This window comes from Microcystis sp. BLCC-F209 (assembly GCF_041928595.1).
Lineage (GTDB): Bacteria > Cyanobacteriota > Cyanobacteriia > Cyanobacteriales > Microcystaceae > Microcystis.
This window is the reverse complement of record NZ_JBHFLL010000100.1, coordinates 1-12,253: the sequence shown is the minus strand read 5'-3', so window position 1 is coordinate 12,253 and position 12,253 is coordinate 1. Positions and strand designations below refer to the sequence as shown.

Below are 12,253 nucleotides of genomic sequence, written 5' to 3'. Positions count from 1 at the left end.
GCTATTTACAGAGTTTTATGTGTCAACATATCAGCTATGTACACTGGTTTAGGAAAATTGTCTATTCAATCTGAAAAATGGCGTTCTGGGGTTGTCATGTTCTTAAATGTAAAGTTTTGTTACGAGATTCAACATTTCTGGGTTTACAGGGGTAGGGGTCTTGAGTCTCCCGATTGCTACTATTAGAGAACTTGAACTGTCTTCGAGTTACCGCGATCGGGCAACCTTGGGCGATGGTAGCGAAGTCTTATTTGATAGCTATGATGGCATGGTGATTTGGGGTGGGCAGTATTGAGAAATCGAGATTAACGCGGCAGAGACAGAGCCATTGATTGGAATGAGCCTGTTGCGCGGTTATCGGTTGCAAGTCGATACAGTGCGATGCCGAAGGCACTGCGTAGCAGTACGCCGATCTTGTAGGGTGCGTTAATGAAATGTAACGCACCTTATTTTGTTTTAATCAAAGCAATCTATTCAGCGCAGTTTCTGGTCAGTTATCATGCCAGATAAGGCAATGATCGAGGAAAATTTACAATCATGACAGTCCGTCAAACCCGCTACAGCAAAGAAGAGTTTGCTCGACGTGGTAATGAGATTTATGAATCTCAGGTACGTTCTCAAGTCGAGGAGGGAAATCAGGGGTAAATAGGCACTATCGGGAATATCTGGATCGAACATAGTTTTTAAGTTGTTAGTTGTTATGGCTATGGCAGTTATCTTAATAGTGAGGTACGAAGTCTCCAGTTTTAGGCAACACCAGAACAGGAGCTAGTCCCCTGGAGATGATGCCAAATGGCTGCATCTCACATTGGCAGAAGTATAGACAATTAGGAATGATAAATATAGATCATTAGTAATGATCGGTGACTCTTAGATGAGTTGCTACAAATACATTAACAAATGCTTGTAGGTATCTCACGGAAAAAATAAGACAATTCCTCTGATCTGGCGTTCGGGAGCTTAGTCCCCCGACGGATAGTTTGGGGTCTATAACTGGCCAAAAGCTGGGATTAAGTGATAAAATCGCAGTTAACGCCCAATTTTGGCAGTGAGTCTCCCTTGAAAAATCGCAACTTAGTGGATTTACAAAAATGAGATGGGCTTTGCCAAATGCTAAATTGTGTCATACTTCATCTATGATCAGAAACGCTGTAACTTACTTTTATAAGTAATACTTTTGATGTGTTTAAATATCTATCTTTAGTAGGAAATTAGCGAGTGGGCTTCGGCCGTGAGATCAGCGTTCGAGCGAGCGTTCGACAAAAGCTCACGCGGCTCGACTGAGCTCGCCGAACGTCCGAAGTCTCGCCGAACGTCCGAAGTCTCACGCCGAGGTCCGAACGGAAGTGGGGAGGTGGGGAAATGAGGAGTGAGGCTCTTGGGTTCTTGTTATCAATGGACGGGGTGATCAGGGATGAAACCACTATAGAGAAAGGCATTCGGTGATTTTTGTCAATTGTTTTCGATCCTGAAAACTCGCCTCTGATAACTGATCACCGATCACGGCTATAAACCACCCCAAACTAATCGGGCTGCCCAAAAGGGAATTAACAAAAATAAAGCGATAAAATCAGCCGATCTTAACTGTAATTGGTGCCAGCGTACTTGATGCTGATTGGGACTGGTAAAACCGCGAACCTCCATAGCGATCGCTATTTGTTCAGCGCGCAAAAGCAAATTATCTAGTAATTTTTCCACTACTGTTAACCAGAGGTTTAAACTCTTTTTAATCCCTAATTTTTGCCAATCGATCGCCCTAGTTCGCACTGCCCTGGCTAGATTTTGCACTTCTTCTAAAACCAGAGGAATAAAGCGCAAAGACAGGGTCAGAGTCAGAGAAATTTCCGTCACCGGCACATTAAATCGCCGTAAAGGACTCATTAAATTCTCTAAACCTTCGGTAATTTCTTCCGGGGCCGTCGTCAACAAAAAGAGATTAGTGCTATAAATTAAAGTAAAAACTAAGGTACTAATTCTCACTGCTAATTCCAAAGAACGCCGGGTAACAAATAAACGACCTCTATCCCATAAAACATACTGATAATCACTTGCTGGCGGTAAATTCAGCCCTTCCTCTGGTAAACGCGGCTGAATACTCACCGCTAAACCATCGGGAGTGATAGCAGTAATCAGAAAGACGATAATCGCCAAAAATATCAGCCAGCCCATCTGTTGCCGCCAGACGCGGGGGGGAATAGGTGCCAGCAGGGTTAAAAATATTAACAATCCCACCAAAGCTAAACGCCACCAAGGATTAGCCAATAAGGGTGCTGCTAAAAAAGCCATTAACCAGATAAATTTTACCCGCGCATCCAGTTGATGTAGTCGGGTAATCGGTTGATCGAGATAAAGACCGATGGGCAAACTTCGCAATAAATCCATAAATTAGACCTTGGTGGCTCTATTAACCGTTTTTTCCACTTCTCGCGCCGGTTTGCCGCGCCAGATTAAGCGGATCGGGGTTCCTTTAAAGCCTAACTGTTGCCGGAATTGCCCTTCGATGTAACGGCGATAGTTATCATTAAAGCGCTGGGGATCGTTAACGAAAAGGGCGATCGTGGGGGGTTGACTCGATACTTGCGTGCCATAGTATAGTTTCCCCTGTTTTCCGCCCCTGGTGGTGGGGGGATTGTGCCATTTAACCGCATCTTCGATCACATCGTTGATTACCGAGGTACTGACGCGACGACGGTGAGATTCGGCGGCAATATCGACTAATTCGAGGATTTTGGTGACTCTTTGCCCCGTCATGGCGCTGACAAAGATCATTTCTGCCCAATCCATGAAATACAGTCGATCTTGGAGTATTTTGGTATAAGTATTGATGGTGTAGGTGTCTTTCTCCACCGCATCCCATTTATTGACTACTAGCACCACCGCGCGCCCTTCTTCAATGATTCGTCCCGCCAATTTTAAATCCTGTTCGGTGACACCATCTAGCACATCGATGACGAATAGCACCACGTCAGACCGGCGAATTGCCTTAAAAGCACGGTTAATACTGAAAAATTCGGCTCCATAGTCCACATTCTTCTTACGGCGAATGCCGGCGGTGTCAATTAACCGATACACCTGTCCTTCTCGTTCAATTAAAGTATCGATCGAGTCTCTGGTGGTTCCCGAAATCGGACTGACGATCGCCCGTTGTTGTCCGGTTAAAGCATTGAGGAGACTGGATTTACCCACGTTAGGACGACCGATAATTGCCACTTTAATCTCTTCATTTTCGGGAATTTCCGCCCCGGGTGGCAAATATTTAATCAGGGCATCAAGTAGTTCTCCCGTACCAGAACCGTGAATGGCCGAGATGGGGAAGGGTTCACCGATGGCCAATTCCCAGAATTCCGTCGCTTGCAGGATACCCTGTTCCACCGATTCACATTTATTGACGGCCAAAAGTATCGGCACATTTTGCTGTCGTAACCAAGCGGCAATTTCTCGATCGCCGGCGGTAATTCCTGCCTGGCCATCGACGACAAAAATCGCCACACTTGCCTCTGCTAGGGCGATTAAAGCCTGTTCGCGGATTAACGGGAGAAATTCACTGTCATCGTTAAAAACTAGCCCCCCTGTATCGACAATTTGAAAATCTCGATCGCACCAGAAAGCTGGTTGATAGGTGCGATCTCTGGTAATCCCGGGTTGATCGAAAACGATCGCCTGTTGATCTCCAGCGATACGATTGACGAGGGTGGATTTGCCCACATTGGGACGACCGATAATAGCGACGACAGGCAGTTTCATAAGAGGGGGAGGGGACGGAAATTAAAGACCCAATATTCTATCATAGCGATTTGCGATCGACCTTGGTTGATTTATCTGTTTCTGTTCGGCACCGAGACATTGAATACTTTAGTCTGTAGAACTTTGGTATACAAAAGACTAGAATTCAGCTTATGCAATCTGGTCAACTAGAGCAAATTTTAGGACGAGAGCTACAGCGTTATCGCCAAGAAAAAGGGTGGTCGCAAGAGTATTTGGCGGAAGTAACAGGTCTGCATAGAACTTACATCAGTCAACTAGAGCGAGGATTAAAAAGTCCATCGGTGAGAGTGCTTAGTCATATTACTAATGCTTTAGGTCTGAGGATGAGTGAATTTTTGTATTCCGTAGAGGAATCCCTAAGTGTTAACGAACGACGAGACTAAAAGACTAAAGCAGGACATTCTAGCCGCAATTGCCTCACCATTGATTGGCTCGATCGAGGATTATAGCTGGGAAGCAATTTTCCATTATATCAAGAATATTCCTTTATCCGATCCTGCCCTAGGCAGAAGCAAACTACTCTACGATGCAGTGGACAGTAAAACTGCCAGTGGTTGGTCGCTAAAATCTCTACAACTGAATAGTTTAACTACAGATAATACCTTTTTGTTCGTAATTCAACGAGCAGATATTATCAAAAAAGCCATTCAACTTGGGGTTCCCTCTTTGAATCTGCAATCTTCCCCCGCACAACTGGGAACCGCTATTATTCAACACTGGAACGAGAAGATTCGCTCCAGTCAAACTGCTCAAAATGTCATCAACAGCTATGAGGGAATATTGCTAAAAAACCGAGAGGGCAATGAATATGTTTACTGTGAATACCCCCTTAATCCTCTTGATCCTAATGTTTTTTCTTGGGCATGGGCAATAGATAAAAAAACTGGGGGAGTAGGGGTAGGTTTACAGGGAAGCATCGCTGGCAAAACTCAGTTAGTTTGGTACAAAAATCAGAAACAGTTGTTTAGAAGCAGAACAATCCCCGCTGCCGCTATTCGTCTGAGAATTGAGAGAACTCGTCTGACAATAGATCGATATGTGGAGACAATTTTTGCAGCGCTACAAACCCAAACTAATACTCAAGATTTTGTCCCATAGAGTCTGCTACCACTTTGCCTAACAGTGGTGGCACAGATTCTCCAATTTGAGAGGCCATATCAGTATAAGTCCCTAAAAAGTGAAAATGATCGGGATAAGAATGTAATCTTGCTGCTTCACGAATTGTGATTGTCCGATTCTGGGTCGGATGAAAAAATCTGCCAGAACCGGGATGAAAAAACCACCTTGTAATTGTTCTTGCTGGTTTATCCCAAGAAAGTCGACCATAGGCCCCGCTATAGTGTTTTTTCGGTGCTAATTCAGCAGGTAAATCTCTCGCATCTTGTCCTTCCGCCAGAATTTGCACTCTTGACATTTGAATTGGTGTTAAAGCACGGGCAATATGATTAACAATTTTTTGACTTTGCTCACGCATCTTCTGTTGATATATGGTCTCGGGTTCCCTAGTATAAATTTCGTGATCATAAGCTTGTCCTGCTTCTAAAGTAGGTAAATCACTAATGGCATCTTTAACAGTAGTAACTGGGGCAATATTTGGTTCTAGTACAGTAAGCTGTGTCCAAGATTTTACAGCTTTATAATCACTTCTGATATCACCAGAATGAGTTGCTTGGGGAAGGGATGGTAAACGCTCTAGACTAGCTAAAAAAAAGGCTCTTGAGCGAGTTTGTGGCACTCCATAATAAGCGGCGTTTAGGGAAGTAGTAACTACTTGATAACCCCAAGATTCTAAATGTGCTACAATTTCATCTCTGATGATACCGCCATAAGCTTTCAAAATTTCAGGAACATTTTCCATGACTACATGAAGAGGACGAAACTCTTGAACAAATCCTAAGAAAGACTTATATAAATGATTGCGAGAATCATTAAGATAGCGATACCCAGCCGGGATATTTCGTGAAAATCCTTGACAGGGTGGACCCCCGATAAGGGCGGTTAATTCTTCTCTTTGTAAACCTAAGTATAAGCGCAGTTCTGATGGATTAACTTTGCGGATGTCTTCCTGAAAAGTGCGTGTTTTAGGATAATTATGTTGATAGGTTGCTAATGCTTTCGCATTTACATCAATTGCACAGATAGATTCAAACCCGGCTAAATGAAATCCCGTGGTCAATCCGCCCGCACCAGAAAATAAGTCGATAATTTGTTGTTTCATGGTTGAATACTATCGTATTCGGAGCCTCTTGTCAACTAAATATCCTAGCGATGATAGCGACAACAGGCAGTTTCATAAGAGGAGGAGGGGACGGAAATTAAAGACCCAATATTCTATCATAGCGATTTGCGATCGATCTTGGTTGATTGAGAGCGTTTCTCATAGGTGCGAAACGTTTAGGCATCAAATAAGGAGCCAAATGCCTGAAATAACCGCCTAGTAAGGTCTTTAGCCCCCGCGACTAACCTGATTGCTGAGAAGGGAGAAAAAAGCTGACGGTTAAAATAACTGATCACTGCCTTTTTCTAGGATTGAGAATCAGAATCTATCCCGGTCTTCACTTCAGGGATAATATCAGGTCTTTGGGCATCTTCCCAACCGACCGGGCGTTTAGAATTGTACCAAGCGATCGAACCGATGGTGACAGCAGCCAGAAAACCGACCACATAAACGGCCACAAAATAAACGGGGAATTTGCCACTGGCCACTTCTAGGAGTAGATACATAATTTTTTCACGATTAAGCTTTTAATTTGTATATCTTAACAGAATCGGCCCCCTCATCCCTATTCTCGATCGCTACTGGTCCACCAACCGGAAGGCAGCCAAACACCGCCATGAACAGCTATTTTTGCCGGTGTCATCATATATCCCCAAGCTTCGCCGATTAATTCTCGCTCTAGATTATAAATAGGGATTCTGCGACGCTGATACTCGTTTTCTTCTGGATCTCTGCCGGGTTGATAATCTTCCAACCCATCCAAAAGCCCCAGATCATAATCTGCGTTAAAAGTCAATAAAATTCCTTTCACCCAGCCCTCGCCCTCGGTCAGTCCGGGATAACCGAGGGCGGTAAGATGGTATAAATGCCCCCTTGTGTAGACGGTTTTAGAGTTGATCACTTTTCCTGCACAGTAGGCAGAATAGTTACTTTCCTTGGGTTTCAGGGTTCCATAAACAAAGACTTCCATCATCGATCCAATTGTGCTGCTACTCCTCCTAATAGGATATCGCAAACAAATTGACTGGCTAAAAGTTCGTGGGGAAAACCGAGGGAAATGGCACTGATATTATCGAGTCGTTGCAGCTGTTCCCCAGTCAGGTTAAAGTCCACACAGGCTAAATTATCCTGCAATTGGGACAATTTTCGAGCGCCAATGATGGGAATTACGGAGTTAGGGCGATTTCTGAGCCAATTTAACGCCACCTGTGCCGGTGATTTGCCGATTTCTCTGGCAATCTCTAGGGCGGTCTCGGCAATTTTCAGATCGCGATCGAGAATTTGAAAAGGTTGGTCGGTCATGCTTAAACGACCATCGACGGGGTTGGGTTGATTATATTTTCCCGTTAAAACTCCTCCTCCCAGGGGACTCCAAGCTGTCACCCCGATATTTAATGCTTTGGCCATGGGCAATAATTCCCGTTCGGGGGTGCGTTCCTTGAGAGAATATTCTATTTGTAGTCCGATAAAGGGTGTCCATCCCCGTAGGGTGGCCAGGGTGTTCCCTTGGGAGACAATCCAAGCAGGACTGTCAGAAATGCCAATATAAAGGACTTTTCCCATCCTGACCAAATCATCGAAAGCGCGCATCACTTCCTCGATAGGAGTGAGAGAGTCCCAAATATGAAGCCAGAGTAAATCGATGTAATCAGTGCCTAAACGCTTTAAACTAGCTTCTACCGCTTGAAAGAGGTTTTTTCGATGATTTCCGCAAGCATTGACATCGCCGGGGCGCGTGTTGAGAGAATATTTCGTGGCGATTACCCATTTTTCTCGATCGCCCTTGACAAATTCCCCCACTAATGTTTCACTGGTTCCGTTTGTGTAGATATTGGCCGTATCGAGAAAATTGCCCCCCGCTTCCGCAAAAGCCTGAAAAACCGCCCGACTTTCCTCTTTATCCGACCCCCAACCCCAATCTTGCCCGAATGTCATCGTCCCTAGACATAGTTCGGAAACCCGCAGACCACTATTACCTAAAAGTTTGTAACGCATAATTAACTAAAATTTTGAATAAGAAGTTAATTATAGCGTTTTTCGGGCTGCTGAGGTACAAAAGTTATGGGTTTTAGGCAAAAGGCAAAAGGGAAGAAAAATAGGTGTACCTCACTAGCTTAGGAAACGCTTTATAATTGAATTTGAGCAACATTTTTGCTAAGTACATTTGGTACAATTTTGACAAGTTAACCTAGGCCTTATTGGTTAATCATTTTTTGCTTAGGTACTTAGCAGACTGAGGCTATTTAGAAACAGCCCAAGAACGCACTTCACCTAGGGTTACAGGGGTGCGATCGCTAACATCAATGGTAAAGCGAAAAACTCGTTTAGCGCGCAGACCATTTTCGGGATCGAAGAATTTTAATTTCACATCCCAGCATTCACTTCCGTAGCGACAGAAGGGGCTTTTTTCCACTTCAATACTGTGTAATTCCATTCCCATCGCCACTGCTTGGGAGAAGGTTTGTACGGCTTGAAAAGCGTTAGTAGCTGCAAAATTTAAAGCGCGATCGCGGGCGATTTGTCCGACATTGCGTAAGTCATAATAAATGCGATTTAAGAAACTGGTCAGAGAACGACGCATCCTCGCTTCATCGGCGATTTCATGTTCTGCGCTAACAGTTTCTAGCGCTGATTCAATCAAAGTATTAACTTTCCAGCCATACATTCCCCGGGGACTATTAACCTTGATGACGGGAACAATTTGACCCGAAAAAAGTCTCACGGTTTCCTCGGTCAGCATACCGGGGATACTCACCCTTTCCACATAATCTTCGTCAGCTTCTGGCAATATTTGGCCTGCTAACATATATTGCATGACTTGATAAATCTCGGCGGCAAAAGCTCCCACGGGTTTAATGGCATAGATGGGGGTTAGTTCTAAATTGACTGTCCAAATTAAAGACTTAGTTTCTGATAGATTACTTTCTAAATAATCTACCATTTGCCGCGCATCGTAGGGATTGGGAGGTAATTCAAGATTATCGTTCGTGATGGTTGGCATTAACTGTTTAAAGGTGTCCCGACGCGCTTCTGTGCCGAAATCATAACCTAAAGTTCCTAACACATAAACCAGGTTTGACCGTTGACTAGGAACGACACTATTAAAGACAATCTTGTTATTTGTTTGATGATTTTGTATTAATCCAGTTGAGGAAACATTTTCTGAAGCATTGCTAGGAGGGATTGCCAGTTCTATTGTCGCTGCTGTTGGGGGGGTTATAGTTATTCCCTGAGTTGCCATCTCGGTTGTATTAGATGGGATAACCGAGGTTGTCACTGTCATCGGAATTACCGCCGATTCTATGATATTATTCGACGAATTGTTATCCGCTTCAACAGTTTGTAATTTCTCTCCCGTCAGCAGTTCATAAGCACCCGCAATATTAATTTTTCCTAATAAACAGCGTTCCGGTTCTTCTACTTCATTAGGATCGCAGGGGATGGCACTATTTGTCAAGGCGGCTCTTACTGCTTCTGCATCGGGAGATAACCCCTGTTCTAATTGCAAACTCATTAATAAAGCGGCTGTTCCTGTCACAATTGGAGCGGCGCAGCTAGTCCCTTTTTTGCGGATGGGGTCATCGGTTCCGGGTTGAGCTCCTAAAATATTCTCTCCTGGAGCGAGAATCCCTTGAGTTGCATATTTACCGCCAAAATTACTAAATTTAAATGGCTCGCCTGTATCTTTCATTGCTCCTACGGTCAGGACATTTTCTAATACCGCAGGAACGCACCAACACTCTCCTTTATCATTACCTCCGGGGGCAATCACCAGGATATTATTAGCTTGAGCTTGACGAATTGCTTTATCAATAAATTCGTGAGCTAATCCGCTTTGAGTTGGATGACAAGCGGCACAATGGATAATATTAACTCCCTGTTCAATTGCGGTACTAATTGCCCTGGAAAGATTGAGGGGATTAATAAAATCATCGTTGCTATAGGCGATGGGAATATTAATTACAGTAGCGTTAGGAGCAATCCCTTCTACTGGTGAATCTGGCTGGCCGCAAATGGTGCTGATAATATGGTTAGCATGGAAGCGCAAATGCAAACTGTGGAGGATGTTTTCATCAGGGATTGCTTCTTTGAACAGATGCTCTTTTTCTTCCTCACTTTTGCCACTTTTTTCTACATCTAAAAAGGCTTGTAAGTATTGCGGATCGATGGGAGATTCTTCCGACCAATAGGGATCAAGGCGGGTAATATTTGCTCCTTGAAAACAGGCGCGATCTAAGTCAATCGGTCCATCAAGAACGGCGATTTTAATGCGTGGATCGCCTTGGGTATGGGAGCGAAGAGCAGTCATTCCGGGGATAGCATTGAGATCAGGCATAGTTTTTGCAGGTTTTCAAGAACAGTTATAGAATAAAAGCTAGATAACAATAAATAGGGGAATTAAAGATGAGTTCAATGACCCCAACGGTACAATCCTCAACCACAATTCAGGAAACTTCTGCAACGGTGTATTGCTCTTCCCCTTTACCCGACCACACCCAACTCCCCGATAAAGATGGAAGTTTTGTGAAAAACTATCAAGAGCCTCCCCAAGCAGACCTTTTAACGGATACTATTACACCCATTTTGGAGAAATTACATCCTGACGGTAATTACTGTCTGGGTCGAGATTGTGGGATTTATTGGCGATTGCCAGAGTATCCAGAATCCCTAGAAAAGGGGGCTGTTGCTCCCGATTGGTTTTATGTTCCCCATGTCCCTACAACGATTGAGGGTCAAGTTCGCCGTTCTTTTGTGATGTGGAAAGAAACCATTGAACCGGTTATTGCCTTAGAATTTGTCTCTGGCAATGGTGAAGAAGAACGGGATAAAACGCCTGTTAAGGGTAAATTTTGGATCTATGAGCGAGCGATTCAAATTCCTTTTTATGGAATTTATGAGGTTAACAAGGCCCAGATCGAGATGTACCAGTTAGTTAATGGTCGTTACCAAAAAATGACTCCTAATCAGCGCGGTCATTATCCCATTGTTCCTTTAAAGGTAGAGTTAGGAATTTGGCAGGGGGAATACCAAAATCAATCCTTTCCCTGGCTTCGCTGGTGGGATGGGGAAGGTAACTTGTTGTTAACTTCCCAGGAATCTACTCAACAGGAACGACAACGAGCCGAACAGGAACGACAACGAGCCGATCGCCTAGCGGAACAGTTAAGGGCCTTGGGGATAGAACCTGAAGATTAATGGAAAGTGTTTAACACCAAATTCGACCCCGACGAAACGGCGGATCATTGGGATTCGCTTTGCGATCTTTGAACATGGTTTTCCAGCGTCCGTAATCTTCTAAACCAGTGGCGGGAACGTATTTAGCTTTAGGTTGAGTTGTTTCTGGTTGCTCAATCTTGGGTTTTTCCGTGGTTGGTTGGTCAACATTCGCAGCAGCGGGTGTTGATTCTGGCGCACCTTTAGGTTTACTAGCCATTGTTTGATTTCCTCCAGTGTTTTTTACTAGGTTTTAGAAGTCGATACTAATAACGAAAACCGCCAAAAGAGGACATTTTCAGATAGCCATAGTGAGGGTATTGGAATTGTGCTGGATCATTGTAGTTAGCGCCAAGCGCCATGAACTAACTTAACTAAGATAGATACTAAATCATCGCCATCTCCATGAACAATATCGACGCATTCATGGGGATGAATAAAATGGGGTCGTTTGACGGGAGCAGATTGTTTGGGAAGTCTCACGGTTGTTTTGGGGTAAATAATGGGGGTAGGGGCGAAGCGTTCGGGCATAACCTATCGCTGAAACCTTAGATTTCCTATCCGAATGCTTCGCCTGTACTTGGGGTCTGCTGAAAAAGTCATTGAAAAGTACAGGTCTCTTAATCAATGATTTCACTTAGCTACAAGCATAAGCTTTAGTTGTTGATTAATTTTTAAGTTATAACTTATCCTAATCATTGACCGAGAAAAAGTGCTGTTTTTCCATTTCAGACATAAAAAAGCCCAAAAAACCTGCCTCAACAGGTTAGAAAGATTCATGACTAAAAAAGTAATAGCAATCGCTGAAAAGGAAGTATGAGGAAGTTTAGCCATCACTTTACCTAAGCTAAATCTTCTTTTCCCCTGTCCAAATTTGCCCTCTATACAATTCCGAATCCTCTCATCATCGGTAGCTTGTTTCTTTTGTTCTTTACTAACATTTTTGGCTGGTCTTCCTAATGGGGGCCCACTGATTCTGATTCCCCTTTCTTTACACCAAGCTCGGTTTTCTCTGGTTCGATAAATTTTGTCCACATGAACTGATTCTGGATAGTA

General features: G+C 43.8%; 13 protein-coding genes and 1 pseudogene. 4 read left to right on the top strand and 10 right to left on the bottom strand.

The window, feature by feature from the left end; all coding sequences use genetic code 11:
• Window positions 1–136: 136 nt before the first annotated feature.
• Window positions 137–430 (top strand): annotated as a pseudogene (locus ACE1AQ_RS06500) (hypothetical protein); the annotation flags it as partial.
• Between the two features lie 1,076 nt (window positions 431–1,506).
• On the opposite strand, the gene ACE1AQ_RS06495 reads toward ACE1AQ_RS06500, so the two are convergent.
• Both ACE1AQ_RS06495 and der read right to left on the bottom strand, forming a co-directional pair.
• Window positions 1,507–2,382, bottom strand: a complete 876-nt coding sequence (locus ACE1AQ_RS06495; RefSeq protein WP_110545976.1) for an energy-coupling factor transporter transmembrane protein EcfT — start codon at window positions 2,380–2,382, stop codon at window positions 1,507–1,509.
• Between the two features lie 3 nt (window positions 2,383–2,385).
• Window positions 2,386–3,744, bottom strand: a complete 1,359-nt coding sequence (gene der / locus ACE1AQ_RS06490; RefSeq protein WP_008205619.1) for a ribosome biogenesis GTPase Der — start codon at window positions 3,742–3,744, stop codon at window positions 2,386–2,388.
• A 152-nt stretch (window positions 3,745–3,896) separates the two neighbouring features.
• Here der and ACE1AQ_RS06485 point away from each other — a divergent pair, with 152 nt between their 5' ends.
• Window positions 3,897–4,148 carry a helix-turn-helix domain-containing protein gene (locus ACE1AQ_RS06485; protein ID WP_002761350.1) on the top strand — a complete coding sequence of 84 codons (252 nt, stop codon included), beginning with the start codon at window positions 3,897–3,899 and terminating at the stop codon, window positions 4,146–4,148.
• Entirely contained in the window at window positions 4,126–4,863 is a 738-nt protein-coding gene (locus tag ACE1AQ_RS06480) for a hypothetical protein (protein ID WP_110545977.1), read from the top strand. The genes ACE1AQ_RS06485 and ACE1AQ_RS06480 overlap by 23 nt, the downstream gene beginning before the upstream one ends.
• On the opposite strand, the gene ACE1AQ_RS06475 is transcribed toward ACE1AQ_RS06480, so the two are convergent.
• From ACE1AQ_RS06475 to ACE1AQ_RS06455, 5 genes are all read right to left on the bottom strand, one after another.
• A complete protein-coding gene (locus tag ACE1AQ_RS06475) occupies window positions 4,838–5,983 on the bottom strand; it encodes a DNA cytosine methyltransferase (RefSeq protein ID WP_008205615.1) in 1,146 nt (381 codons plus the stop codon). The genes ACE1AQ_RS06480 and ACE1AQ_RS06475 overlap by 26 nt on opposite strands.
• Window positions 5,984–6,288: 305 nt before the next feature.
• The gene (psb35, locus tag ACE1AQ_RS06470) at window positions 6,289–6,489 is read right to left on the bottom strand and encodes a photosystem II assembly protein Psb35 (protein WP_008205613.1); all 201 of its coding nucleotides are present in this window, start codon (window positions 6,487–6,489) and stop codon (window positions 6,289–6,291) included.
• Window positions 6,490–6,548: 59 nt separating this feature from the next.
• Complete coding sequence (locus ACE1AQ_RS06465) at window positions 6,549–6,956, bottom strand: gamma-glutamylcyclotransferase (protein ID WP_008205611.1); 408 nt, start codon at window positions 6,954–6,956, stop codon at window positions 6,549–6,551.
• Window positions 6,953–7,978 carry an aldo/keto reductase gene (locus ACE1AQ_RS06460; protein WP_008205609.1) on the bottom strand — a complete coding sequence of 342 codons (1,026 nt, stop codon included), beginning with the start codon at window positions 7,976–7,978 and terminating at the stop codon, window positions 6,953–6,955. The genes ACE1AQ_RS06465 and ACE1AQ_RS06460 overlap by 4 nt, the downstream gene beginning before the upstream one ends.
• Window positions 7,979–8,222: 244 nt before the next feature.
• A complete protein-coding gene (locus ACE1AQ_RS06455; RefSeq protein WP_110545978.1) occupies window positions 8,223–10,319 on the bottom strand; it encodes a PatA/PatG family cyanobactin maturation protease in 2,097 nt (698 codons plus the stop codon).
• 68 nt (window positions 10,320–10,387) lie between these two features.
• Between ACE1AQ_RS06455 and ACE1AQ_RS06450 the strand changes: the two genes are divergently transcribed.
• On the top strand, window positions 10,388–11,179 hold the full coding sequence (locus ACE1AQ_RS06450; RefSeq protein WP_110545979.1) for a Uma2 family endonuclease: 792 nt from the start codon (window positions 10,388–10,390) through the stop codon (window positions 11,177–11,179).
• A 10-nt stretch (window positions 11,180–11,189) separates the two neighbouring features.
• Here the strand turns inward: ACE1AQ_RS06450 and ACE1AQ_RS06445 are convergent, their stop codons facing one another.
• The 3 genes from ACE1AQ_RS06445 to ACE1AQ_RS06435 all read right to left on the bottom strand — a co-directional run.
• On the bottom strand, window positions 11,190–11,417 hold the full coding sequence (locus ACE1AQ_RS06445; RefSeq protein ID WP_052278192.1) for a cyanobactin biosynthesis PatC/TenC/TruC family protein: 228 nt from the start codon (window positions 11,415–11,417) through the stop codon (window positions 11,190–11,192).
• A 125-nt stretch (window positions 11,418–11,542) separates the two neighbouring features.
• Window positions 11,543–11,680: a cyanobactin biosynthesis system PatB/AcyB/McaB family protein gene (locus ACE1AQ_RS06440; protein ID WP_253851975.1), complete on the bottom strand. Its 138-nt coding sequence runs from the start codon at window positions 11,678–11,680 to the stop codon at window positions 11,543–11,545.
• Window positions 11,681–11,830: 150 nt separating this feature from the next.
• Window positions 11,831–12,253, bottom strand: a 423-nt coding sequence (locus ACE1AQ_RS06435) for a transposase (RefSeq protein ID WP_374808074.1), incomplete at its 5' end; no start/stop codon positions are given.

Bases quoted from the DNA above. Each gene is read 5' to 3' on its own strand.
- ACE1AQ_RS06495 (WP_110545976.1), bottom strand. From the start codon at position 2,382: ATGGATTTATTGCGAAGTTTGCCCATCGGTCTTTATCTCGATCAACCG.
- der (WP_008205619.1), bottom strand. From the start codon at position 3,744: ATGAAACTGCCTGTCGTCGCTATTATCGGTCGTCCCAATGTGGGCAAA.
- ACE1AQ_RS06485 (WP_002761350.1), top strand. From the start codon at position 3,897: ATGCAATCTGGTCAACTAGAGCAAATTTTAGGACGAGAGCTACAGCGT.
- ACE1AQ_RS06475 (WP_008205615.1), bottom strand. From the start codon at position 5,983: ATGAAACAACAAATTATCGACTTATTTTCTGGTGCGGGCGGATTGACC.
- psb35 (WP_008205613.1), bottom strand. From the start codon at position 6,489: ATGTATCTACTCCTAGAAGTGGCCAGTGGCAAATTCCCCGTTTATTTT.
- ACE1AQ_RS06465 (WP_008205611.1), bottom strand. From the start codon at position 6,956: ATGATGGAAGTCTTTGTTTATGGAACCCTGAAACCCAAGGAAAGTAAC.
- ACE1AQ_RS06460 (WP_008205609.1), bottom strand. From the start codon at position 7,978: ATGCGTTACAAACTTTTAGGTAATAGTGGTCTGCGGGTTTCCGAACTA.
- ACE1AQ_RS06455 (WP_110545978.1), bottom strand. From the start codon at position 10,319: ATGCCTGATCTCAATGCTATCCCCGGAATGACTGCTCTTCGCTCCCAT.
- ACE1AQ_RS06450 (WP_110545979.1), top strand. From the start codon at position 10,388: ATGAGTTCAATGACCCCAACGGTACAATCCTCAACCACAATTCAGGAA.
- ACE1AQ_RS06445 (WP_052278192.1), bottom strand. From the start codon at position 11,417: ATGGCTAGTAAACCTAAAGGTGCGCCAGAATCAACACCCGCTGCTGCG.